The 23792-nt window shown below is 47.4% G+C and carries 22 protein-coding genes and 1 tRNA gene; 16 read left to right on the top strand and 7 right to left on the bottom strand.

Going from position 1 to position 23792, the window contains the following annotated elements; genetic code table 11:
- Positions 1 to 23: 23 nt before the first annotated feature.
- Entirely contained in the window at positions 24 to 1343 is a 1320-nt protein-coding gene (locus HMPREF1246_RS03535) for a MerR family DNA-binding protein (protein ID WP_021736704.1), read from the bottom strand.
- A 142-nt stretch (positions 1344 to 1485) separates the two neighbouring features.
- On the opposite strand from HMPREF1246_RS03535, the gene HMPREF1246_RS03530 reads away from it, so the two are divergent.
- Complete coding sequence (locus HMPREF1246_RS03530; protein WP_021736719.1) at positions 1486 to 2907, top strand: sodium:alanine symporter family protein; 1422 nt, start codon at positions 1486 to 1488, stop codon at positions 2905 to 2907.
- Between the two features lie 25 nt (positions 2908 to 2932).
- Positions 2933 to 3682 carry a gamma-glutamyl-gamma-aminobutyrate hydrolase family protein gene (locus HMPREF1246_RS03525; protein WP_021736712.1) on the top strand — a complete coding sequence of 250 codons (750 nt, stop codon included), beginning with the start codon at positions 2933 to 2935 and terminating at the stop codon, positions 3680 to 3682.
- 874 nt (positions 3683 to 4556) lie between these two features.
- Here HMPREF1246_RS03525 and HMPREF1246_RS03520 read toward each other — a convergent pair.
- The 4 genes from HMPREF1246_RS03520 to HMPREF1246_RS03505 all read right to left on the bottom strand — a co-directional run bounded on the left by HMPREF1246_RS03520 (position 4557) and on the right by HMPREF1246_RS03505 (position 8859).
- Complete coding sequence (locus tag HMPREF1246_RS03520) at positions 4557 to 5480, bottom strand: AEC family transporter (RefSeq protein WP_021736702.1); 924 nt, start codon at positions 5478 to 5480, stop codon at positions 4557 to 4559.
- Positions 5481 to 5501: 21 nt separating this feature from the next.
- Positions 5502 to 6821: a uracil-xanthine permease family protein gene (locus tag HMPREF1246_RS03515; protein ID WP_009014991.1), complete on the bottom strand. Its 1320-nt coding sequence runs from the start codon at positions 6819 to 6821 to the stop codon at positions 5502 to 5504.
- A 15-nt stretch (positions 6822 to 6836) separates the two neighbouring features.
- Complete coding sequence (locus HMPREF1246_RS03510; protein WP_009014990.1) at positions 6837 to 7421, bottom strand: xanthine phosphoribosyltransferase; 585 nt, start codon at positions 7419 to 7421, stop codon at positions 6837 to 6839.
- A 457-nt stretch (positions 7422 to 7878) separates the two neighbouring features.
- Positions 7879 to 8859, bottom strand: coding sequence for an alpha/beta hydrolase (locus HMPREF1246_RS03505; RefSeq protein ID WP_021736716.1), 981 nt, complete (start codon positions 8857 to 8859; stop codon positions 7879 to 7881).
- Between the two features lie 123 nt (positions 8860 to 8982).
- Here HMPREF1246_RS03505 and HMPREF1246_RS03500 point away from each other — a divergent pair.
- Positions 8983 to 9056 (top strand) — tRNA-Gly (locus tag HMPREF1246_RS03500).
- 124 nt (positions 9057 to 9180) lie between these two features.
- On the opposite strand, the gene HMPREF1246_RS03495 is transcribed toward HMPREF1246_RS03500, so the two are convergent.
- Positions 9181 to 9423, bottom strand: coding sequence for a hypothetical protein (locus HMPREF1246_RS03495; RefSeq protein WP_227079554.1), 243 nt, complete (start codon positions 9421 to 9423; stop codon positions 9181 to 9183).
- A gap of 518 nt (positions 9424 to 9941) precedes the next feature.
- On the opposite strand from HMPREF1246_RS03495, the gene dnaA reads away from it, so the two are divergent.
- From dnaA to HMPREF1246_RS03445, 10 genes are all read left to right on the top strand, one after another.
- A complete protein-coding gene (gene dnaA / locus HMPREF1246_RS03490) occupies positions 9942 to 11318 on the top strand; it encodes a chromosomal replication initiator protein DnaA (protein ID WP_009014987.1) in 1377 nt (458 codons plus the stop codon).
- Between the two features lie 277 nt (positions 11319 to 11595).
- Entirely contained in the window at positions 11596 to 12714 is a 1119-nt protein-coding gene (gene dnaN, locus HMPREF1246_RS03485) for a DNA polymerase III subunit beta (protein WP_009014986.1), read from the top strand.
- A gap of 5 nt (positions 12715 to 12719) precedes the next feature.
- On the top strand, positions 12720 to 13868 hold the full coding sequence (gene recF / locus HMPREF1246_RS03480) for a DNA replication/repair protein RecF (RefSeq protein WP_014127984.1): 1149 nt from the start codon (positions 12720 to 12722) through the stop codon (positions 13866 to 13868).
- Positions 13855 to 14604 (top strand): DciA family protein, encoded by a 750-nt coding sequence (locus HMPREF1246_RS03475; RefSeq protein WP_009014984.1) that lies wholly within the window; start codon positions 13855 to 13857, stop codon positions 14602 to 14604. The genes recF and HMPREF1246_RS03475 overlap by 14 nt, the downstream gene beginning before the upstream one ends.
- Positions 14564 to 14791, top strand: a complete 228-nt coding sequence (gene remB / locus HMPREF1246_RS03470) for an extracellular matrix regulator RemB (protein WP_021736715.1) — start codon at positions 14564 to 14566, stop codon at positions 14789 to 14791. The genes HMPREF1246_RS03475 and remB overlap by 41 nt, the downstream gene beginning before the upstream one ends.
- 25 nt (positions 14792 to 14816) lie before the next feature.
- Positions 14817 to 16763, top strand: a complete 1947-nt coding sequence (gene gyrB, locus HMPREF1246_RS03465) for a DNA topoisomerase (ATP-hydrolyzing) subunit B (RefSeq protein ID WP_021736709.1) — start codon at positions 14817 to 14819, stop codon at positions 16761 to 16763.
- An 11-nt stretch (positions 16764 to 16774) separates the two neighbouring features.
- On the top strand, positions 16775 to 17464 hold the full coding sequence (locus HMPREF1246_RS03460) for a thiamine diphosphokinase (protein WP_009014981.1): 690 nt from the start codon (positions 16775 to 16777) through the stop codon (positions 17462 to 17464).
- A gap of 5 nt (positions 17465 to 17469) precedes the next feature.
- Positions 17470 to 18234, top strand: a complete 765-nt coding sequence (locus tag HMPREF1246_RS03455) for a TSUP family transporter (RefSeq protein WP_009014980.1) — start codon at positions 17470 to 17472, stop codon at positions 18232 to 18234.
- Positions 18235 to 18311: 77 nt separating this feature from the next.
- Entirely contained in the window at positions 18312 to 20840 is a 2529-nt protein-coding gene (gene gyrA, locus HMPREF1246_RS03450) for a DNA gyrase subunit A (RefSeq protein WP_014127987.1), read from the top strand.
- 180 nt (positions 20841 to 21020) lie between these two features.
- Complete coding sequence (locus HMPREF1246_RS03445) at positions 21021 to 21488, top strand: YbjN domain-containing protein (protein ID WP_009014978.1); 468 nt, start codon at positions 21021 to 21023, stop codon at positions 21486 to 21488.
- Between the two features lie 29 nt (positions 21489 to 21517).
- Here the strand turns inward: HMPREF1246_RS03445 and HMPREF1246_RS03440 are convergent, their stop codons facing one another.
- Entirely contained in the window at positions 21518 to 22228 is a 711-nt protein-coding gene (locus HMPREF1246_RS03440) for a hypothetical protein (protein WP_021736701.1), read from the bottom strand.
- A 127-nt stretch (positions 22229 to 22355) separates the two neighbouring features.
- Here HMPREF1246_RS03440 and HMPREF1246_RS03435 point away from each other — a divergent pair, with 127 nt between their 5' ends.
- The 3 genes from HMPREF1246_RS03435 to HMPREF1246_RS03425 all read left to right on the top strand — a co-directional run bounded on the left by HMPREF1246_RS03435 (position 22356) and on the right by HMPREF1246_RS03425 (position 23677).
- Positions 22356 to 22895, top strand: a complete 540-nt coding sequence (locus HMPREF1246_RS03435; RefSeq protein WP_021736720.1) for a DUF805 domain-containing protein — start codon at positions 22356 to 22358, stop codon at positions 22893 to 22895.
- Positions 22876 to 23337 (top strand): acyl-CoA thioesterase, encoded by a 462-nt coding sequence (locus HMPREF1246_RS03430; protein ID WP_231368215.1) that lies wholly within the window; start codon positions 22876 to 22878, stop codon positions 23335 to 23337. Before HMPREF1246_RS03435 ends, HMPREF1246_RS03430 begins: the two co-directional genes overlap by 20 nt.
- Positions 23338 to 23410: 73 nt before the next feature.
- Positions 23411 to 23677 (top strand): hypothetical protein, encoded by a 267-nt coding sequence (locus HMPREF1246_RS03425; protein WP_035224272.1) that lies wholly within the window; start codon positions 23411 to 23413, stop codon positions 23675 to 23677.
- The last annotated feature ends 115 nt before the right edge of the window (positions 23678 to 23792 follow it).

Here is a 23792-nt window from a genome sequence, read left to right as displayed (position 1 = left end):
GGAAAATGAGCAATCCTAATGATTCACTTTTTAAAAGATGGATCCCTGGATGCATGAAAACAACTAATCTGTAATTTTTCCCCATCCACATGATTACGATAGGCGAATTTTTTCCGGATGACTTCCATCTCTCCAATGGCTTGTTCCTGCCATCGAAACCCCAGTTTTTCATAAGCATTGCAGGTCATGCCCCGACAATAGCCGTTTCCATTTCCTTCCGGATAGCTTTGACGAATCCGCTTCAAACTAAGGGCTCGTGAATCATATTCCAGCTTTGCTCCCAATACATGGGCAGAAGGACTCAAATAAGGTTCACAATCAGCAATATAGGAAGAACGGAAATACAAACTGTGTTCATTGTCTCCTGTAAAACTGATCAATAGGTCGACACTTCCTTTTTTTAGTGGCGGCGTGGTACTTGCATCGGCAATATAAAGGATATTTCGTTCCAAATGAAGCTGCTCCAAATTGGATTTGTACATTTTCAATACTTCCGGATATTTGTCAATCAAGATGTACAGACAATCTGGATCAAGATCCTTCAGATTCGTGTATAGAAAAAAGTACCCGTTGATATGGCCCTCTAATACAACCTTTCCTTTAATGGCCCGGCCTTTCATCCTTGAAACAATATAATCGGAGCATTTTTGCAGATGAGTGGCGAGATTCTCATTGATATCATAATAGATTCTCCGCTGGAGATCAGGTCGATCATAATCACCTTTGTACACATTCCCCGTTTGGATGATTCCCTCCTGGATCTGCATTTCACAGCCACAGGCACATTGCAGTCTTCCCTGATAGATATAACGATGATCGAGAACAGCATCTGTCAAGGTAAAGGATCGGCCGCAATGAGGACATGAAAGCAAGGACAAAGAGAAAAGAGGAGCCCCTGTCCTGAGTTTTTCGCAGTCGGGCTTTCCAATTTTCCCCAACAAATCTGCAATTTCATTTTCAGCAAACTGCAGCTCTGCTCTCTTTTTCTTGAGTTCTTCCAATTTACCTGCAAGGAGTCGCTTGACATCTGTTAAGCTCTCTTCCTCCACCATATTATTCATTCTATGGATATCCAAATATTCATGGATTTCATGAAGGGAGAAATAGAGGTGCTTCATTTTTAAGATTATTTCCATATCATTTTGTTCTCGTATACCAAAAGACAGCTGCGCACCTTGGCTGTTAGGAATCAATAAGCCCAAGGAAATATAATAGCGGATGGTATCGACACTCACGCCGACAGAACGTGAAAAATCACCTATTTTCATACTGATTCCTCCCGTAAGGTTTTCCATATCTTCCGTTTCAGTAATTATTGTATCAGGCCCCTGCTTTTTTTGCATAGTTTCTTCGAAAAAAAGGTGGAGTCAACTCCATCTTTTTCTTGATTTTAGATAATTCTGTAATTGACATCAAGCCCCATCCATCCCCTACGATAGTAATAGATAGGATGTCGACAGCCTGATAAAAAAAGGAGGCTCATTCATGAACGCATTGTTGGAGGCTATTTTGACCTTTACCAATTGGATATGGGGGATTCCCATGCTGATTCTTCTTGTCGGCGGCGGGTGCTTTCTTGCCGTAAGACTGAACATGCTCCCTTATCGGAAATTGCCATTTATTCTGACACACACCATTGGAAAATCATTCACGAAAAGTGAAGGTTCCGACGGTCAATTCAGCGGATGGCAAGCGGCCAGTGGTGCACTCGCTTCAACCCTGGGAGCGGGGAACATTGTGGGGACCGCCATGGCAATTGCTTTTGGAGGACCGGGCAGTGTTTTTTGGCTCTGGATTGCCGGCCTTGCTGCATGCGCCGTAAAATACACGGAAGTAACAACGGCCATGCTCTACCGCGAAATTGACCAAAAAGGCAATTGGGTGGGAGGGCCCCAGTATTATTTAGGAAACGCCACCGGATGGAAGTGGACAGGAGAACTATATACGATTCTCTGCCTGTTTGCCCTATTTTTCGCAGCTTCTGCCCAAATTGGATCAGGAGTCGATCACTTAGTCGCCTTAGGAGCCAATCGTACCCTTTCAGCCCTCATTCTCACCCTTTTCTGCATTGCCGTGGTTGTTGGTGGAATGCGCAATCTTCTGGCAGTCAGTGAAAAAATCGTGCCTTTCATGAGTATCCTGTATGTTGGGGGTGCGCTCCTTGTTATCTTACTGAATATCGAAAACTTTCCTCATGCTTTTTACTCCATTTTTCGTTATGCCTTTACAGGAAAAGCCGCAGTAGGAGGGTTTGCAGGCGCTACGCTGGCTGCCTGTATCAGATGGGGCATCTGCCGTGGAGTCTATTCCAATGACGCAGGAACCGGTTACACGACAATGGTCCATACCGTTGCAGCTGTGAACCATCCCGTTCAGCAAGGCATGTGGGGAGTCTTTGAAGCCTTTTTTGATACCTTGGTTGTCTGTAATCTCACCTGTTTTGCGATTTTATGCACTGGCATCTGGACAAGTCCCGGTGTAACCGCCTCCACGATGACGGCGGCCGCTTTTTCCTCTGCCATTGGAACGGCTGGTTCGTGGATTGTATCAATTGCATTGCTTCTGTTTACTTTTACCACGGCTTGCGCGCAAATTGAATTTTCCTGTGTATCCCTCGTCAAACTGATTGGTCAAAAAGGAAAGACGTATGGCCGCTGGGTTCTCTTATTTATGACCTTTATTGGCGGCATGATGGGCATTGAAACGATGATCAATTATGTAGATTTTGGAACGGCCCTGATGACAACCATCAATATGGTCTGTATTCTTTTATGCCATCAGCATGTCGTAAAGGCATCCAAAGAGTACTTCGCCGATCCCGAAAAATGGGAACACATGAAATGGCCTAAATGGGAAGCTATGGAACGCAGTTTTCATCAAAACCAATCTTCTGAGAATAAACAATGACAGACCATGAAAGGAAGGTATCAAAATGAAACCAATTATTGGAATTACTTGTAACTATGATCCCAGGGATACCGTCATCGGCGTTCCTGGCCTAGGACTTCCTGGCCAAGATTGGGAATTCCTAGCAGCGGACTATATCTACACCATTGAAAAAGCGGGTGGGATTCCCACCATCATCCCCTATTGCAGGGAAAAAAAGAATATTATTGCCCTCCTCGAAAAAGTCGACGGAATCCTTATCAGCGGGGGGCATGACATCGATCCGCTCCGGTATGGTGCGCGTCCCATGCCGTATTGTGGGCGGATTGTACCCGAACGGGATGAATATGACCTTACAATATTCCATTATGGCTATGAACACAAGCTTCCCATGCTTGGAATCTGCCGCGGCATACAGATCATGAACGTCGCAATGGGAGGAACTGTCTATCAAGATCTAGGTCAAGAAGCTCATTTGACACACCGCTATATGGGAGATATGGCTCCCAAAAATTATCCCTCCCATGAAACACTTTTTTCTTCAGGTTCCCTTCTCCATACAATTTTCGGGGATAAGATCCGTACCAATAGTTTTCATCACCAAGGGGTCTGCGAACCAGGCAAGAACGTCACCATCACGGCCCTTGCAGAAGATCAGGCCGTAGAAGGCATTGAAATTACAGGCGGCGCCTCGTTCATCGTTGGGGTCCAATGGCATCCAGAAATGATGTTTGATGCGCCTGAACAACTGAAATTGTTCCAAACCTTCATCAATTCCTGTAAAAAAAACAATTAAAAAAATAGGTACTTCACGTATTTTTGTGGGATGCCAAATCATACGTAGGTAAAGACCGGTACCGAATCAAGGTAAAAAAGTACCGGTCGTTCTTGTACCCATATGCGTGTTCGGCAGTTTTAATCTTGTGGTATCCTCCCAATCAGCCTGTGTCAATAGGGCATTTGGCATGGTTTGCCAGACCGTCGATTCGCTTTTCCTTCAGCTTGGCGAATCGTGTTTCAATGGATGCCTGTTATCTTCTGCACTCCGATAGTCGTAAATCCCTGGGCGAGCAGCGATGGAATCCACACAGCGGCCTGTTTGGTGATTCTCGTTTCAGGACATCTGTACGGATTGAGTTCCGTAACCGTTTCCTGACGGCAAGGGCACCGGAAGCGGTGCCCCTCGAAGAGGACAGTGCGCCTGGCATTTGGCTGCATAGGCACCGTCCTTAGGCGGGTTCGGTACGTGCCATAGATATGCATCGGCTCTCCGCAGTGAGAGCAGAGAAAATCGGTATGGCGTTTCTACCTGGTAACCACCCATACCGTGGAATCGTCTAAAGGATCTTCGGGGAGCCCAACAAGGTAATCGGGGTCTTGACAAAACAGGTCTGCTTAAATAATGTACTAAATAGAGGACATCTCAATTCTCCTTTACTTGGGTTTAGCCACCTTATATTTTGGAGAATTTGATGTCCTTTTTCAATATCCATCTGTCTATGACCCCACAAATTTCCGTGAAGAACCCATTTTTATTATATGCTGATTATATAATAAAAATGAGCATCACCAAGACTATCCACGGTGGATTTATGGCTTCCGTGGGCATCGATTCCACGCAGTCACCTGCCATTCATTTCCTACCTTAAAGAAGGGAATCTTCTGGCGGATTAAGATAAATGGACGAGATAAATCCAAAGAGGAAGAGTTACCATGGAAAGAAGAACAGAAAGAATGACACAGCTAGTCCCCAGGCGTGCGTCACCGCCATAAAGGGAAGGAAAAATCGATGTCGTCGCTCCGGCTGGCATGCCCATCATAAGGACAGCGACACCCAGACTGGCACCGGATAATCCCATAACGCGTCCCAGAAATAAGGTTAATAAAGGCAGGAAAATAAGCCGGATTACGCAGTAATAAACCGTATCAAGATCAAAGATTTTCCACGTGGGAGCTTCTGCAAGGACCGTTCCCACAACAAACATAGCAATGGCAGAATTACATTTACTGATAGCAAGAACGGTCACCTTAAGGACGCTTGGCAGGTTGATTCTCAAAATCATGACAGCAAGGCTCAGAAAAACAGCAATGAGGCAGGGATGGGTAATAACCTTTCGGCATAACTCCTTTTTGCTCATGCCTTCCTGGGCCATGAAATAACTTGTTCCAAAAGACCACATGAAAATACGGACAGGAATCAGAAAAATCGCGGCATAAAGGACCCCTAGATCATGATAGACTCCCTCTGCAATTGGCGTACCCAAAAAACCGCTGTTGGGAACGAGCGTCCCATATTGAAGAACCTTGCGTTTCTCCCCGCTGTAACGCCGATAAAGCACTTGGTTAAAGAATAAGGACCCCACTTCAATGACAAGGGAAAGCAAAAGCAAAAGGGCACCAACAGCTGCAAAATTGGTCCCCGTATCGACAAAACAGGACTTAAAGATTGTACAGGGAAGGATCACATAGACAACAAGATCCGTCAGACAGCGCTTTCCTTCTTTGGTAATGACTCCTTTTTTGGTCAAATAAGCGCCAAGAAGCATCAAGAGGAAAAGGGTCCCCTGCAAGGTTAGCAGATCACCTAAGTCCATGGTTCCATTCCTTTCTGGGAGTTACTGATTCATTTTTTCCATTTCAAGTTCACTGGGGAAGATGAGATTCAGCGCAAAAGCAACAACAAAGACAACGGCCACACAGTTTTCAGCAAAGACGGACTTGATGATTGTCGGAAACATCTTGAAAATAGCTGGCGTTTGCGTAAAACCAATTCCAATGGAAAGAGAAAGCGCCGCAATGCTCATATTGCGCTGAGTAAAACCACAGCCGGCAAGCATCCGAACGCCGCTGACGACAATGGAGCCAAACATCATAAGAGTACATCCACCAAGAACAGCGTCAGGAAGGGAGGCCAAGATAACTCCAAAAGCAGGGAAAAGGCCAGCAAGGATCATGATCAGGGCGCCGCTGGCAATGGCCTTACGATTAACAACATGGGTCATGGCGACAAGACCGACATTCTGGCTGAAGGACGTAATGGGAAGGCAGCCAAAAAGACTGGACAAGGAACTAATAAACCCGTCAACGGCAATGGATCCTCGGATTTCACCATCTGACGCATCCCTTCCCATGCCCATGGCAGCTAGGGCCGAAGTATCCCCTAAGGTTTCCGTAGCAGAGACAAGGAAAATAAGGAATACAGAAAAAATGGCATCAGGTCGAAATTCCAAAGCATAGGGAAGCGGCATCGGCAGGGAAAAAAGTCCCACCTGAGTCATCCTTGATAAATCCACCATGCCAAGAAAAGCAGCTGCAATATACCCTACAACAAGACCAAACAGAACAGAAAGCTGCTTATAAAAATGTTTGGCCTTGATATTGAAGATAAGACAGCTGAGAAGGGTAATGGTCCCTACGATGAGGAATTTGGGTTCCCCGAAATGAGGATTGCCAAAGCCGCCGCCAAAAGAGTTGGCTCCAATACCTAAGAGGGAAAACCCGATGGCCGTGACGACACTGGCCGAAACAATAGGAGGAATGAATCGGCGCCAGTACTTAGCCCCCATTCCAATAAGACCTTCAAGAAGGCCGCCTACAAGGGCCGCGCCCAAAACAGCACCATAACCATATTTAGCACCAATGACGCAGAAGGTAGAGACAAAAGTGAAACTGATTCCCATGATGATGGGAAGTCCTGAACCCAGGGGCCCTAGCGGATAGAGCTGAAAAAGGGAACCAATCCCGGCAATGATCATGGCTGCCTGGACAAGAGCACCCGTTTCCTCTGTAGATAATTTGACAGCACCCGCTACAATCAGGATCGGAGCAATATTGGCAACAAACATGGCAAGGACATGCTGGAGCCCAAAAGGAATCGCTTTTTCAAAGGAAATCTTTCCATCCAGTTCGTAGATTGGATCTTTTTCTCTATCCATCAGCAGCCTCCTTCATCAGCGGAACACAATGGTTCCCGTCTTGGCATCCATTTTTTCAATGATAGCAAGGCTCTTGAGATTGACGCCTTTTTTCCGCAGGGCATCACCGCCTCCTTGGAATCCTTTTTCAATACAGATACCAACCCCTTCGACAGTCCCGCCAGCTTGGTCGACAAGGTCCATCAATCCTTCAACGGCACAGCCATTGGCAAGAAAATCATCGATGATAAGGATATGATCTCCGCCGTTGAGATATTTTTTGGAAACAATGACATGATTTGTTTTATTATGGGTGAAGGACTTGATTTCCGTGCTGTATACATCGGCATCCATGTTGCTGCCCGCTGATTTTTTAGCAAAGACCACTGGTACACCCATATGGATTGCTGTCAGACAAGCAATCCCAATGCCCGATGCCTCAATGGTGAGGATTTTTGTAACTGGACGGCTGGCAAAGAGTTTCTTGAAGATTTTCCCCAGTTCGCTGATAAAAGGAACATCGATCTGATGATTCAGGAAGCTGTCCACCTTGAGGACATCCCCACTCTTGATGATACCGTCAGCGAGAATCTTTTTTTGCAGTAAATTCAATTCAGCCATGACTTACCCCTTTCCAATCATAAAAACACGCTTATGTAAAGTAGCATTATATCATAAAGTCCCGCCCCGTGGGACACTCCCTTCCCAAAATACAGGTTCTTTTTTGCTTTTGACAAGTGTGAGTTTGTCATAGTAAACTAGGGAAAAGGATTGTTTGATAAAGGAGGCCCATGATGAAAGCACATAAAACATTTGCTTGGCTGACCGTTCTTTTCTTTTCCCTTACGATGATGACAGGCTTAAAGCGAAAATAAGGCAAAGGAACTCCGACGCAAAAGGCGGGGCAGACATCCATTCATTGCGGTTTGACGCTGCTTTTTCCTTTATTTTTTAGGGAGAAGATTCCCCGCACCGCACGATAGACTTTCGTCAACGACTGGAACAACAAAAGAGGCTGTGAGGAAATGAAGGGAATCCAGATACCGTCATTTTTCACAGCCTTTTTTTCTGCCGTCGCTTAGCCTTTGAGATAGCGGTCAAAATAAGCGGTAATCGTTTCAAGTACCTTGGGCTGGATCCAGTAGACGCCGCCATGAGGCGCATGGGGAACTAGATAGCGCTCACTGGGAATCTTCTTTTTCTGGAGGGCTTGAAAAAGGATATCTGTCTGACTGGGCGAAACTACCGTATCGGCCGTGCCATGCATGAGCATCAAAGGAGCCGAGGTCGAAGAAATGTATGTAATGGGATTAGCCCGCTGTGCGGCCTTTTGATCGGCAGAAATACCGCCATCCTTGCCGCCAAAAACACCGCTTCCATTGACCCACAGGGCTTCTGTAGCGCCACTGGAAGCATGAAGGGCCTGTACCTGTTTGGAATAATCAGCCCCAATCCGGGTCAAATCGGAAAGACCATACAGGTCAACAGCACAGGTGATATCACTTTTTTCATGAAGATAATCTCCCTTATCAAATTCCCTGCTGCCGCTGGTCGTTGCCATGAGAGCGGTTAAATAACCACCGGCACTGCCGCCAACGACGCCGACCCGCTGGGGATCAATGCCATACTGGTCTTGATGGGCCCTTAGAAAGCGCAGGGCCGCCTTGATATCTTCCAAAGGAGCAGGGAATTTGACCGTAGGTGCCACACGGTACTCAACCGCGGCCACGACATAGCCTTGTTCTGCCAAATGGTTCACGAGCTGTGGCATATTGTTCTTATTGGCCGAGATGAAGCCGCCGCCTGGAATATAAAGAATGAGTGGCTTTTTATCCTTCGTCTCAGGAATGAATAAGTCCATTTTCATCGCTCTGCTAGGATATCCCCGCTGAGGGACCTGCTCATAGACCACGTCAGGAATGGAAGTGATCTTATTTCTCGTAAGCGTGACATCAAGGATCTTGCTGGGTATGGCCTCAGTTGGTTTTACTGCAGCAAACGCATTGCCACTAAAGGAAATAATTCCCAGCAAAAGGGCCAGAATCATTTTATCTTTCATTGGAAAAGCCTCCTTTGAATTTTTTTCATTATAGCATCAAGTGAACCTTTTGAAATCATCCTAAGATTCCTCTTGCTTTTCCCTTTACAAACACCGCTTTCTTTGGTAAAATAGTGTTGTTATGCGGGCATAGTTCATTGGTAGAATGAAAGCTTCCCAAGCTTTAGAGGTGGGTTCGATTCCCATTGCCCGCTCCACTTCAAAAAATGTGTTGCCGCTAATAGGGCGGCTTTTTTTTTACCATTTTAAGAAAAAGAATGCATTTCCCGAACAATTCCCTCCTTTTTCCTTTCATCCACCGGACTTATACACAGGCTGTTTTCAAAAAGCTGTGTATAAGTCCTCTTTTTTCCACAAGGCCCAGCCTTTTTCCACCGTGATTCCTACTTTATCTATTTCAATTTGCCCACGGGGACAGGGCTTGAAAGTTTTCCACAAACTTCTGGGGATAACCGTTAAAAGCTGTGGATAACTGTGTATAAGTCCGGTCTTTTTCTTCTTGCCTGTGGAAAAAGCAGAAAAACCTGCTTTTTTATCCACAGACAGAGTAATAGGCATTTCCATAGGAAAATAGGGATGTTTCCTCACATAAAGGGGAAATTTTCCCATTTCCGAACATTAACGATTTATACACAGAAAAGAACCTTTTCTTTTCTCCTTTTCCTTTTCGTTTTCCTCATCTATTATGCGATACAAAATCATCATATAAAAATAGAATATCTTACTAAAATGTTGTTTCTGTCCATTTCACAAAAACGAGGCCCTGACTATCCCTTTTCACCTTCATGTAAATTATATACAAAACATATATTCGGGAACATGCTAAAACCATTGATTTTTTCATACTTTTCCCCAAAGTTATACACACCTGTGGATAACTTTCTGTGCATAAGCTTTTTTCTTGTGCACAAAGTCAGTATTCCCTTGATTTCGGTCTTTTTTATCTTTTTGTTTTACATAACTTAAAAAGTTATCCACATGTCCACAATGTTTTCCACAGGTTGGCAAAGTTCCTCCCCAAAGTTCACCCCGAATATGCTATAATATGGATTCGAGAAAATGATGATAAAGGTGGTTTACTTATGGAGAATGACGTCCTTTCTTCCTTATGGGAGACCCTTCTAAATGGGGATCAGTCCATTCCTAAGATGTCGGGATGCAAAAAATGGCTTTCTCAGGCCGTTCCGCGTTCCCTTACAGAAGATACGCTGCTCCTTGACGTAATGAATGATTTCACCAAAGAGTGGATCATAAATAATTATAAAGAGCCTATTGAGGCATTCCTTAAAAGTCAGTTCAATCGGCCCATGACCCTTGATGTAGAGATTCGTCCTGACCTGGCAAATAAAGAAGAGGATCTTTTTCCTGGACACGGGGCTGCAGCACCCAAAGCAAAGGAGCCCCTCATTCCCAAAAAGGGACCGCGTCAGGATTTTTCTTCCAACCTGTCTCCTAAATACGTCTTTGAAAACTTCGTCATCGGCAATTCCAATCGCTTTGCCCATGCCGCTTCAAAAGCCGTTGCCGAAGCGCCGGCCAAGGTCTATAACCCGCTTTTTCTTTACAGCGATTCAGGACTTGGCAAGACGCACCTCATGAATGCCATAGGCAACAAGATTCACCAGGACCATCCGGAAATGAAGATCCTTTATACATCCAGTGAGACTTTCACCAATGAACTGATCAATTCCATCCAGAACAATGCAACAGAAGCCTTTCGCAATAAATACCGCAACATCGATGTCCTGCTCATTGACGATATCCAGTTTTTGAGAAAAAAGGAATCGACGCAGGAAGAATTCTTCCATACCTTCGAAACACTCTACAAAGCAGAAAAACAGATCATCATTTCCAGTGACCGCAAACCATCGGAACTGGATACACTGGAAGAGCGCCTCAAAAGCCGATTTACGTGGGGACTTATTGCGGATATCCAGCCGCCGGACCTTGAAACGAGGATTGCCATCTTGAAGAACATGGCCCTCAAGGATCATATCAGCGTACCAGACAGCGTAACAAACCTAATTGCCAGCAATATTTCCACCAACATCCGGGAACTGGAAGGCGCCTATACCAAGGTTCGAGCCTATTCTCAATTTTCCAATGAACCCATTACGGAAGAACTTGCCATCGAAGCCCTCAAGGATCTCAATCTAACACCGGTTTCAAGGACTATTACCATTGAAGCCATCCAGCAGTACATTGCATCGTATTACAACATCACCTTGAATGACCTGCTTTCCAAGAAACGAACAGCTAATATCACCCTGCCCCGTCAGATTGGTATGTATCTGGCACGAACCCTGACGGACCTTTCCCTACCCCGTATTGGCGAATCCTTTGGCGGCCGTGACCACACAACAGTCCTTCACGCCTGTGACAAGATTCTTTCCAAGAGCAAGGAAAAGACCGAATTTGCCAAGGAAATCGAAAAGCATATCACTCATCTGAAAGGCTGATCTTTTTAATTTCCTTCAATTAATAATCATCCACAGAATTATGCACAGGTCGTGGATAACTTTGTGGAAAAACTGTGGATGAATCTGTTTATAACTTCTTTTCCCCAAAATCCTGTGGACTTGTGGATAGCCATCAACAACTTTCCCACACCTTTATCAACAGCGAAATAGACGGCCACATCAAGGATTTCAGGATTTTTGAACAAATTCACAGCCCCTACTACTAAGGCGGCTATCTTTTAATATTTTAGAGTTCTCACTTAAAGGAGGTTTTCTCATGCAGTTTTCCTGTGAAAGTGCCCAGCTTGCCAAAGCTGTCAATACCGTTAAAAAAGCAATTTCCTCAAGCCCCAACGCACCTATTTTTTCTGGTATCCATATGAGCCTTAACGGCAACACTTTGGAACTTGTTGCTATGGATGTCAACTTCAGCATGAAAAAGGTTTTGGAAGTCAATGGCAATGAAGACGGAGTCATCCTTGTTCCTGCACAATCCTTAGGGGATCTTTTGGCCAAGTTTTCTACGGACATTCTCACGTTGACCCAAAAAGAAGGCACCCAGGAACTGACGCTTACTAGTGAAACGGGTACTTATCATATTCCCCTGATTGGAAGTGACGATTATCCGTCTTTTCCTGAATTTGAAGGAGAACGGATCCTGACCTTGCCCGAAGATCTGCTGGGACAGCTCATCCGTCAAACCGTCTATGCTTGTTCTACTGATGAATCACGGCCTCTTTTTACGGGCGTCTTCATGGAGAAAAAAGGGCAACACATCACTTGTGTCGGAACCAATACACATCGTCTGGCCATCAAGTCGGCTGATCCAGAAACGGCTGACGACAGCGAGTATTCCCTGCTCATTCCGGCCCGCGTCCTTAAGGAAATTGCCAATAACCTGACTGGGGAGCTGCCGGAAGATGTAGCCATCATCCAAAAAGACAGCAAGATCTTGGTCCGTATGGGAAGCCTCAGCCTTGTATCTAGTCTCATCGAAGGAACTTTTCCTGATTATTCAAGACCGATTCCTCCGTCTTTCAAGAATCGGTCGGTTCTCAATCGCCAGGATCTGGAACGGGCCATTCAGCGAGTTTCCCTTTTTGCACAAGGGGAATACAACATCATCCGTCTCAACATCGAAGCCGATCGGGTGATCCTTTCCAGTGCAGCCAGCGACCGCGGGCAAGGCATGGAAATCATGGAAGGCGTAACGACAGGAGAAGAACTGCCGCTCAATATTGCCTTTAACTCCAAGTATCTGATGGATTTCTGCAAGAACATTTCCTGTGATCAAGTGGTCCTTGAAACCAATTCCTCCCTTTCACCTGCCCGTATGATGCCCGTTGATGATCCTTCCTACACCTATATCATTACGCCTGTGCGCGTAATTTTCTAAGCAGCATGAGACTTTCGTCACTGCGTCTCCATCATTTTCGCAATTATGGGGACCTTACGATGAACCTATCCCATGACTTGACGGTCATCTATGGCCGCAATGCCCAAGGCAAGACCAATCTTTTGGAGGGGCTCTATTATGCGGCGATGGGGTTTTCGTTTCGCAGCCGTCATGATGAGGAATTGGTGAAATTTGGTGAGACTGATTGTGCGGCAGAAGTGACTTACTGTGACCGCTATGGGGAAAATCGGCTCCTTGTCAAACGGATCCAGGAAGGGAAAAGGACCCGCAAACAGGCCCAACGAAATGGTACTCCCATTTCTCCAAAGGAGCACTATGGTTCTTTGAATCTGGTTCTTTTCACGCCGGATGATCTGCAGCTTGTCAAGGGGGACCCTTCCCTGCGGCGACGTTTCCTCGATATGGAAATTGCCCAGACAAGCCGGTTTTACTATGAAGCCCTGCAAAATTACAATCGAGTCCTGCAGCAGCGAAATCGTTTCCTGCGCCATTGCCGCGACCAGGAAAAATTGGATGAAGGTCAGCTTTTTGTATGGGATGAAGCGCTCTCTCGAAGTGCCGCGGTCATCGTATTCGAACGGCTGAAAGCCATGGAAGAAATTGAACGGGCTGCAGGGCTTGTCTATGGAACCATTACTCAGGACCGTGAGAAGATGACCCTATCCTATCTGCAGAAACGGTCGGATGGGGAGGGGGTTCCTCCCAAGGGGCTTTCTCTTTCTGAGTGGCAGGCATTTTACCAAGAAGAACTGAAAAAGCGGCATCGTCTTGATTACGTGAGGGGATATACCAGTATGGGACCGCATCGGGATGATCTCGAAATCCTGCAGGAGGGCCGGCCCCTGCGTTCCTTTGGGTCCCAAGGTCAGCAGCGGACAGCGGCCCTGGCACTTAAACTTTCGGAACTGGAATTCATTTTTCACAGCAAGGAAGAGTATCCTATCCTGCTTCTTGACGATGTGCTCAGTGAGCTTGACGAAGGGCGCCGCCGCATGCTCCTTGATGGCATGGGCGGTAAGGTTCAGACCCTTCTCACGGTCAATGACCGCGCCTTGGCCCGTTCCAGTGGTGATGTGGTCTTTTACGAAGTTCGTTCCGGCTGGGTGGAGGAAGATGCTCATGAAGGACATTGATTGTTTGATTATGGCAGCGCTCAAGACGGATCTTGCCAAGGAAAAATATGTTCTTTACCGGCTTCGAAAAGACTGGGCGTTGATCGTTGGGGAGGCGGCAGCCCGTCATTCCCAGCCTTACCGCCTTCAGCACGCAACCCTGTTTATTCATACGGATAACCCTAGTTGGTCCCATAATTTCCTGACCATGCAGGGCAAGCTGCTTGCTGCGATTGGTAAGGCCCTGCCACGAAAAAATGGACGCCGTCTTGTTTCTGTGAAGGTCCTGAAGATGTTCCATGGAGTGTTGGAAGAAGCTCCAGAAGCAAAGGAAAATGAGCGGCCTTTCATGCCTCACCTTGACGCGGCGCGGCGCTGTCCCTGCTGCGGCGTACCTTTGATCGAAGGCGAAACCATCTGCAGCGCCTGTCGGCGCAAAAGAGCCGAAGCGACCCGTCAAAAGATCCATCAGGTTCTAAAAAAAACGCCTTGGATTTCCTACGAAGATTGTCGCCATGCTGTTGAGTGTGATAAAATGACATTTACTGACGTCAAATCCCTTTTGGGGGAATGGGCCATGGGAAAGGCCCTGGATCCCCAGGCCAAGTCCGTTGATAAGGCTTTTGCCGTCATGCTGACCCGCTCCCTTTCTCCGGAACAGCTGTCAGATGAACGAATCGACGCCATCATCGAAAAAGAAAGGAGCCGTCGGACCTATGTACCTGCATCTGGGAAACAACTACGTTATAAAAAATAGCGAAATCATCGGCATCTTTGATATTCGCAACAAGCGGACGAATCTTTATCGGCTGTTTTTGAAACCGCAGCTGGGTACGTCCAAGGTCCTTGATCTGACCGATGCCTATCCGCCGGCGAGCTGCATTGTTACGAGCGATATGATCATCCTTTCCGGTATTTCGAGCAAGACGCTCATGAATCGTTAACAGAAACACAATTTGGGAGGTTTCCATGACTGAAAAAGACAATGAGAAAACGATAGAAGAGGAAATCGCCGTCCACGGTGAATATGGGGCAGAGCAGATCCAAGTCCTGGAGGGCCTCGAAGCCGTTCGCAAACGGCCAAGCATGTATATCGGCAGTATCAGTGCCCGTGGGCTCCATCATTTGGTTTATGAAGTCATCGATAACTCTATCGATGAGGCCCTGGCCGGTTACTGTGACCATATCCTTGTTGAAATCGGAGAAGATAACAGCATCACCGTTGTCGATAATGGGCGCGGGATTCCTGTTGAAATGCATAAGATCGGCAAACCGGCCATTGAAGTTGTTATGACCATCCTGCACGCTGGCGGTAAATTTGGCGATGGCGGTTATAAGGTCTCCGGCGGTCTTCATGGAGTTGGTGTTTCCTGTGTCAACGCTTTGAGCCGACGCATGGAAGTCGAGGTCAAAAAAGACGGCAAGATTTATGGCATTGAGTTCAGTAAGGGTAAGACCGTTCGTCCTCTTTATGTAAAAGGGGAATGTGATGCCAAGGATACGGGAACAAGCGTCCATTTCTGGCCTGATGACACGATCTTTACGGAAACGGTCTACAGCTATGAAACGCTGAAGCATCGTATCCGGGAGCTGGCCTTTCTCAATAAGGGCGTCAAGATTGAACTGAAGGATGATCGTTCCGGTGCCGATGAAATCTTCCACTACGAAGGCGGAATCATTTCTTTTGTTGAATATATCAACAAGGGCAAGGAAGCCATCTTCAATACGCCGATCTATGTAGAAGGGGAACGGCAGGACACCATCGTGGAAGTGGCCATGCAGTATACGGATGCCTACACAGAAAATATCTATACCTTCGTCAATAATATCAATACAGAAGAAGGTGGGACTCATCTGGCCGGTCTGAAACAGGCCTTGACGAGAAGCATCAACGATTATGCCCGCAAGAACGGTCTCTTAAAGGACAGCGAGGAAAACCTTTCCGGTGATGACGTCCGCGAAGGCCTGACCTGTGTCCTCAGCTTGAAAGTCCGGGAACCGCAGTTTGAAGGGCAGACAAAGACCAAGCTTGGCAACAGCGAAGTCCGCGGAATCGTTGACAATATGGTGAGCGATGCCCTCAATGAGTACTTTGAGGAAAATGCACCGACGGCGAAGAAAATTGTAGAAAAGGCCATTCTCTCAAGCCGTGCCCGAGCGGCTGCCCGCAAGGCCCGTGATCTGACACGGCGCAAGAGCGCGCTGGAAGTAAGCTCCCTGCCGGGGAAACTGGCGGACTGTTCCAGTAAGAATTCGGAAGAAACGGAAATCTACATCGTCGAAGGGGACTCCGCTGGCGGCAGCGCCAAACAGGGCCGTGACCGTGCCTTCCAGGCCATCCTGCCCCTGCGCGGCAAAATCCTCAACGTGGAGAAGGCCCGCCTGGACAAGATGCTGAACAACAATGAAATCCGCTCCATGATCACGGCCTTTGGCTGCGGGATTGGCGATGAATTCGATCTCAGTAAAATCCGTTACGGCAAGATCATCATCATGACCGATGCTGATGTCGATGGGGCCCACATCAGGACGCTGCTCTTGACGTTCTTCTACCGATACATGCAGCCCCTCATCCGAAATGGCAATGTTTTTATTGCCCAGCCGCCCCTTTATCTCATTCGTACGGGCAAGAACCACACGTATGCTTACAGTGACGATGAACTGCAAAAGAAACTTGACGAGGTGGGCCGTCAGAACAATCCTTATGTCCAGCGTTACAAAGGGCTTGGCGAAATGAACCCGGAACAGCTCTGGGAAACGACCATGGATCCTTCCAAGCGGACGGTACTGCAGGTCCATCTGGAGGATGCCGCTTCAGCGGATTCTGTCTTTTCCGTCTTGATGGGCGATAAAGTAGAACCGCGCCGCCAGTTCATTGAGGAAAATGCTGGTAAAGTAACGAATCTGGACTTCTAAGGAGGATTTCCATGGAGCTGCTGCTGCCGCAGGGAAAGCTGATCCTTTCGCGGGGAAAATTGCCCCTTGCCGGCCTTGTTGCAGGCGGTCGGGGTCCTGATCCCAATTGGCTTCTTGCTGCTATGAGAGACCTGCCCCTTTATGGAGCTGATAAAGGCGTCGAGTATTGTGTTCGGGCTGGGCTCTATCCCGTCCTTGCCTGTGGGGACAGGGACAGCGGTCACGCTGGAAGCTGGGAAAAAATCAAGGCGCATGGGACCAAGGTAATGACTTATTTGGTGAATAAGGATGCGACGGATCTTTCCCTACTCCTAAAGGAAATGCCCCCTGTAGGGACGCTGCTGGCAAGCGGCGTCTGGGGGGGACGGGCCGATCACCTTTATGCGAATTTCCTGACCCTTCTCCAGTATCAGAAAAGGACAAAGACCCCCGTCGTACTCCTTGATGAATGGGAGATGCTTGTTTTTTTGGAAAAGGGCGATCGTTTGAGTTTTGAGGCCCAAAAGCTCCCTAAGGCACTTAGTTTGCTGCCTTTCAGCCCCGTCTGTGAGGTTTCTATTGACGGTGTTCGCTGGCCCCTTGAACATGACGTGATCTCCAGCGAAAATCCTTATGCCGTGAGCAACAAGATGGCTGGCAGGAAAACACAAGCTTCGTGTCATGCTGGCATTGCAGGTTTTTATCTGACGTATAAGGAGTAGGAACCATGATTGAATTTTCTTGGGTCCATTTAGGATTCCTCATGCTCGCCGGCTTTGTCGGCTCCTTCATCGATGCCATTGTAGGCGGCGGCGGACTGATCACTCTGCCGGCCTGGATGGCGACTGGCCTTCCTATGGCGTATGCCCTAGGTTCCAACAAAATGGCTTCCGTTGTCGGGGCCATTACGAGCTTCACCACTTTTATGCGAAGCGGACGCGTGGATCGCAGGATGCTGCGCTATATGCCTCTTTCCGTCATTGGTTCTGTCCTTGGGGCTGTGATTGCCAGCTCCCTTCCGGAAATGCTCCTGCGCTATATTGTTATTGCTGCCCTCGTCATTGTAGCCCTCTACACCTTTTTCAAGAAGGAGTGGGGTGGCGCTGACCAGATAGCGTCCTTCTCCACGAAGGACCTTGCGGGAATTCTTTTCATGATTCTCTTTTTGGGCGCCTATGATGGATTTTTTGGACCGGGGACAGGAACCTTCCTGATTTTTGGTTTTCTTTATTTCGGCTACAATTTTGTGACAGCAGCCGGCAACGCCAAGGCCATGAATCTTGCGAGCAATTTAGGTGGGATTGCGGCTTTTCTCTTTCTAGGCAAGGTCTATTTCATCTATGCCATTCCCATGGCCCTTTGTGAGATCATTGGTGCCCATCTGGGGGCAAAGATTGCCATCAGCCGCGGTGTTGGTTTTATCAGGACCCTTTACCTTATCGTAACGGTCCTCCTCATTGGCAAACAGGTTTATGAGGTATTTTTGAGATAAGATGCCCTGTCAGTCAGTCCTGACAGGTATGGATAGATTGCAAGGACGGCCTTCCAAGGGGAAGGCCGCAAGAAAGGATGCGTGACAACGTGGACGATCAGCAAAATGAAGGTCAAACCATCACAGCTGGCAAAGTCATTCCGGTCTACGTCGAAGAGGAAATGCAGAAATCCTATATCGACTATGCCATGAGTGTCATTGTGCAGCGCGCCCTGCCCGATGTGCGGGACGGCCTGAAACCGGTACATCGGCGGATCCTATATGCCATGAATGAAGCCGGCATGCTTCCCAACAAGGCTTACAAGAAATCGGCCCGTATTGTCGGTGACGTCCTTGGTAAGTATCATCCCCATGGGGATTTTTCTGTTTATGACGCCATCGTGCGACTTGCACAGGATTTTTCGACCCGCTACCTCATGGTGGATGGACATGGGAACTTTGGTTCCATCGATGGGGATCCTCCGGCTGCTATGCGTTATACAGAAGTCCGTATGGGCAAGATTGCCGTGGAGATGCTTCGCGACATTGAAAAGGATACGGTCGATTTCATCCCGAACTATGATGAATCTTTGAAGGAGCCGACAGTCCTGCCTTCGAAGGTTCCAGCCCTTTTGATCAATGGTTCTGCTGGTATTGCCGTTGGGATGGCAACGAACATTCCGCCCCACAACCTTGGGGAAGTCGTGGATGCCTTGGTCATGCTTATCGATCATCCAGATGCAACCATCGAAGATCTTATGGGCGCCATCAAGGGACCGGACTTTCCAACAGGAGCCCAAATCCTTGGTGTCAGCGGTATTCGTCAGGCCTATACGACGGGCCGCGGGGTTGTCAAGGTCCGTGCCAAGGCTCATGTAGAGCCTATGCCCAAAAACAAGAACCGTATCGTCGTGACCGAGATTCCTTATCAGGTCAATAAAGCCCGCCTCATTGAGAGTATTGCTCATTTGGTGCAGGATAAGACCTTGGAAGGCATTACGGACCTGCGCGATGAATCGGACCGGAAGGGTATGCGTATCGTGATTGAACTGCGCAGTGACATCATTCCGGAAATCATGCTCAATAAGCTCTATAAGCACACGCAGATGCAGGAATCCTTCGGAATCATCCAGCTGGCACTCGTCAAAGGTCATCCACGGATCTTGAATCTCAAGGAAATCCTCGTCTACTACTTGGAGCACCAAAAAGAAGTCATTACCCGCAAGACGCGGTATGAACTCAATAAAGCCAAGGAAAGGGCCCATATCCTGGCCGGACTCAAGATTGCCCTCGATCATCTTGATGAGGTTATTGCGACCATCCGCAGCAGTGCAACGGCCGAGATTGCCCGGGCTTCCTTGATTTCAAAGTTTGGCCTCAGCGAGAAACAGGCCCAGGCTATCCTGGATATGCGTCTCCAGCGCCTCACAGGTCTGGAACGCAAGAAAATCGAAGATGAATACACGGAAGTCATGGCGACCATTGCCTATCTCGAAAGTGTCCTTGCCGATGAGCATAAGATCATGGGGATTGCCAAGGATGATTTTCTTGATGTGAAGAAACGCTTCGGTGATCCCCGCCGCACCTCCATTGTGCCCGATGCTGGTGAAATTGATGCGGAAGATCTTATTGCCGAGGAAGATATTGTCATCACCATCAGCCACCAGAGCTATATCAAGCGTCAGGCTCTGACGAATTTCCGCAATCAGAACCGCGGCGGCCGAGGCGTCAAGGCGGGCAGCGGAAAAATTGTGAAAGAAGACAACAAAGTAACTGGCGACTTTTCTGAACATCTCCTCTTGGCCTCGACCCATGACAACATCCTCTTCTTTACGAACCAAGGACGTGTCTATCGTCAGAAAGGCTATGAAATTCCAGAAGCGGGCCGTCAGGCCAAGGGCACCTTTATCCGGAACCTCCTGCCCCTTGTGGAAAATGAGAAAATCACCGCGATTATTGCCGTTAAGACGGGAATCAGTGAAGATGAGAACAAATTCCTCTTTATGGCAACCAATAAGGGTGTCATAAAGAAGACAAGCGTCAGTGAATTCAAGACGGCACGTCGGGCAGGCCTTATTGCCATTAACCTGGATGATGATGAAGACCTCATCGATGTCAAGCTCACAAGCGGTCATCATGATATCCTGCTTGCTACGCGCGACGGCTATGCCATCCGCTTCAACGAATCTGATGTCCGTCCTATGGGACGCACAGCCCATGGCGTCCGCGGCATCACCTTGCGGCATCACGACGTATTGGTTTCCATGGATTCTTGTGAAGGTGATTCAGGAGAAGTCCTGACTGTCACGGAAGGGGGGCTGGGCAAGCGAACCGATATTTCCGAGTACCGGCTTCAGACACGCGGCGGAAAGGGCATCATTAACCTGAAGGTGACCAATAAGACGGGTGACATCGTCGGATCGAAACTCGTGAACGACCATCACGATATTCTCCTCATTTCCGCAGCCGGTATCATCATCCGCATGAAAGCCTCCGACATTTCAAGCTACAGTCGCAATGCTCAAGGAGTCAAGATGATGGATCTTGAAAAAGGAGACAAGGTCGCAGCCCTTGCCATTGTGGATACGGTCAGCGATGAAGAAAAGGAAACGGAGAACGCAAAATAATCCACAATTTCTGTGGATGGATTGTGGATAAGTTCCTCATCGTAGGGGTAGGAACAGATACCTACCCCTATATATAGGGGGGACTCCCTAGGGTTATCCACAGATTTTGTGGATAAGTCTTCTATTTTTGTGGAAAACTTGTGTATATCTTTGTGCATAACATAGCGAGGTCGTGGAAAAATGGCAAATGCAAAAGCAGAGGCTTTTAAAAAATTCATTGAAAGTAAGGACAGCGGTGCTTTTGGTGTGGAAGAAATTCCCAAGGATGAGCTCCATACGGTTCTCTTCCATTCCCGGCTCAAAGCAGGGAACGTGGAATATCCATTCATTGTCACCGTGGATGACAGCGTTTTCGTAACGCTTCGAGTCCTCCTTGACCAGGCTGTTGTCAAAGGAGAAAAGCGGGCAGCTGTTTTGGAAGAAATGAATCGCCTCAACCATACGTATAAATCTTTTAAACACTATGTTGACCAAGGGGGCAGTATGGTCCTGGATGCCTGTCTCATCATGCCGGAAAAAATGGAGGGATCCCTGATCTACAACATGCTGACTATGATGATGGAGCATTTGGAACATGTTGGGGACGGCATCCGGAAAGCAGCCGGTATCAAAACGCCTGAAGGGCCGGGACTTTCCATTGTAAAATAAGAAAAAAGAGATGTGAAGAACGATCATCTTCACATCTCTTTTTTCTCATAATGTTTTTTGACAGCGTCACCGATATACTCCCCGTATGTATCGGTCTTGCGGCTCCAACGATCCTTGGTGGCTGCATGGCTCGTCATGTAGCCTGACGCGTCAAAGTTTGAAAGGTATTTGGTTTCTGCCGTTTCTTTTCTAAGGTCATATTCAGTCAGGGAAAGAAGTACTTTTGTTCCTGCCACGCTGCGGCGTAACTCCGTCTTTTCCCAGACTTCATAGCGTTCCGTTCCTGTTTTTCGAATGCTTTTTGGATTGATCCATTTCCTACCCAAGCGGGGAATGGTCTTAACGAACGTCCAGGGACCGTTTAGCTGTGCATAATCTCGATAATACCTGGCGTGGGTCATTGTTGGTGTAAGGGCCGAAAGCGGTTGCCATGGACCGATTTTTCGGGTTCCTTTCCCTTTCTTTCCTGACGGCGTGACCGTAAATTTGCTCCGTGTGCGCCACTGTTTCAGGTGGAAGTCGTATTCATTGTGCATGACGGTTCCTGATATACTGCTATCTTTTGGCTGCCAGCGTTCGTAGACGCGGACGGTACGATCCTTATCAAGGAGTTTTAGGGACTCGACATGGAAGGAGAGGGTCCCCCTTTCATCCTTTTGAAGGACGCTCCAACGAGCCTCCGCAGGAAAGGTAACCCCTAAAATCAGGAAAAGGGCTGTACAGGCCATCAAATGCTTCATGGCGCACCTCCTTATGGTGATGGTTCCATTATAGCATGGAAAAAGGGGAAAACGCTAAAAGGAAGACGACAATCTGTGTTATAATCTTTCGCAAGGGAGCATTTTTCCCAAGAAGAAAAAGGAGCGAATGACCGTGGAATGTCCATATTGTCACGAAATGATAGAAGAAACGGCGCAGTATTGTCCCCATTGCGGCAAAGCCGTGATAAAAAGTAAAGCTGAAGTCACCCCTGAAAAAGAAAAAGAAAACCTTTCCATGGCGGAAGAAGGGAAAAAAAGTCAATTTCAGCAGGAAAAGGCACCTAAAAGTGCAGTTTCCTACATCAAGGAAAACATTCCGAATACAGAAAACTGGCAGGAAATGTATCTATCCACGAAAGGAAGGATTTCTCGCAGCACCTTTTTTGTTCGCTGGCTGCTCCTGCTTGTGACGGTAGGCATCATTTCCGTTGTCTTTTCCTTCGTTCCTCCCGTGGCGGCAGCTTTTTCCCTCATTGGACTGATCATGCAGATTACCTTGGGGGTACGCCGTCTCCATGACCTAGGCCACAGCGGCCTTTGGGCCATTATCTTTTGTATTCCTGTTCTTTATTTTGTGATTCTCCTAGCCCTCTTCTTCATGAAAGGAGACGCAGGGGATAATGCCTATGGGCCTAAAACTAAATAAGGAGATTGCCATGAATCAGACTTTATCGACCTATCATATGATCATGCCCAAAGACCTCAATCCCAGGGGGACCCTATTTGCGGGAAGCTGTGCGAATTTTATGATTGAAGGCGGTTTTTTGACGGCTGAAGCATTTTTAGGTCATCCCCATATGGTCTTTTTTGGAATGAATGGAATGAAATTTGTCAAGTCAGTGGAAAAAGGAGAAACGGTGAGCGTCACAGGCACCGTGGTCGATGCGGGAAAAACCAGCCTCGGCGTTTTTGTCACAGTTCGTTTCCTTCATACCAAAGAGCTTGCGGCCCAATCCTATCTAACTTTTGTTTCCATCGATGAAAACACGCGGCGTCCCGTGCCTCATGGGGCAAAGCTGGATAATCTGACAGAAGAAATGAAGGCGCATCAGATGACGTATCGGAAGCTGACAGCCATTCGGGAATAACCTTATTTGCCTGGTTTAAGAAGGCTAAAGGTATGAATGGACCAACAATTCTGCCCTGGCAAGAGAAATGAGCGTGACTCATAAAAAAATCCCATATCTCAGACGTGCTCAAAGAACACTGCTATCTCAAGATATGGAAAAAAAGGAAAGAAGAAAATCAATATATAGTACATGTAAAGAAAATTACAAAAAAAGAAAAAAAGTGCTTGCAATTTATGGGAAAATCCTGTATAGTATCTATCTGTCAGCGGTGAGGCAAACGCCCCACGATGACGCAGGACACAGGAAAGCGAGCCAATGCTTCATGGATTTAAAAAAAGAAATTCAAAAAAGTTATTGACAAGAACTTCATCCTGTGATATGATATACAAGCTGTCACAGATGAGGATGACAGCGAGGAACGAATCTTGAGAACTGAATATTGATTGACAGATGTGCGGGTCAAGTCACTTTGG

Source organism: Acidaminococcus sp. BV3L6 (assembly GCF_000468835.1).
Lineage (GTDB): Bacteria > Bacillota > Negativicutes > Acidaminococcales > Acidaminococcaceae > Acidaminococcus > Acidaminococcus intestini.
The sequence above is the reverse complement of the archived record's forward strand: the minus strand, read 5'-3'. Positions and strand labels throughout refer to the sequence as shown.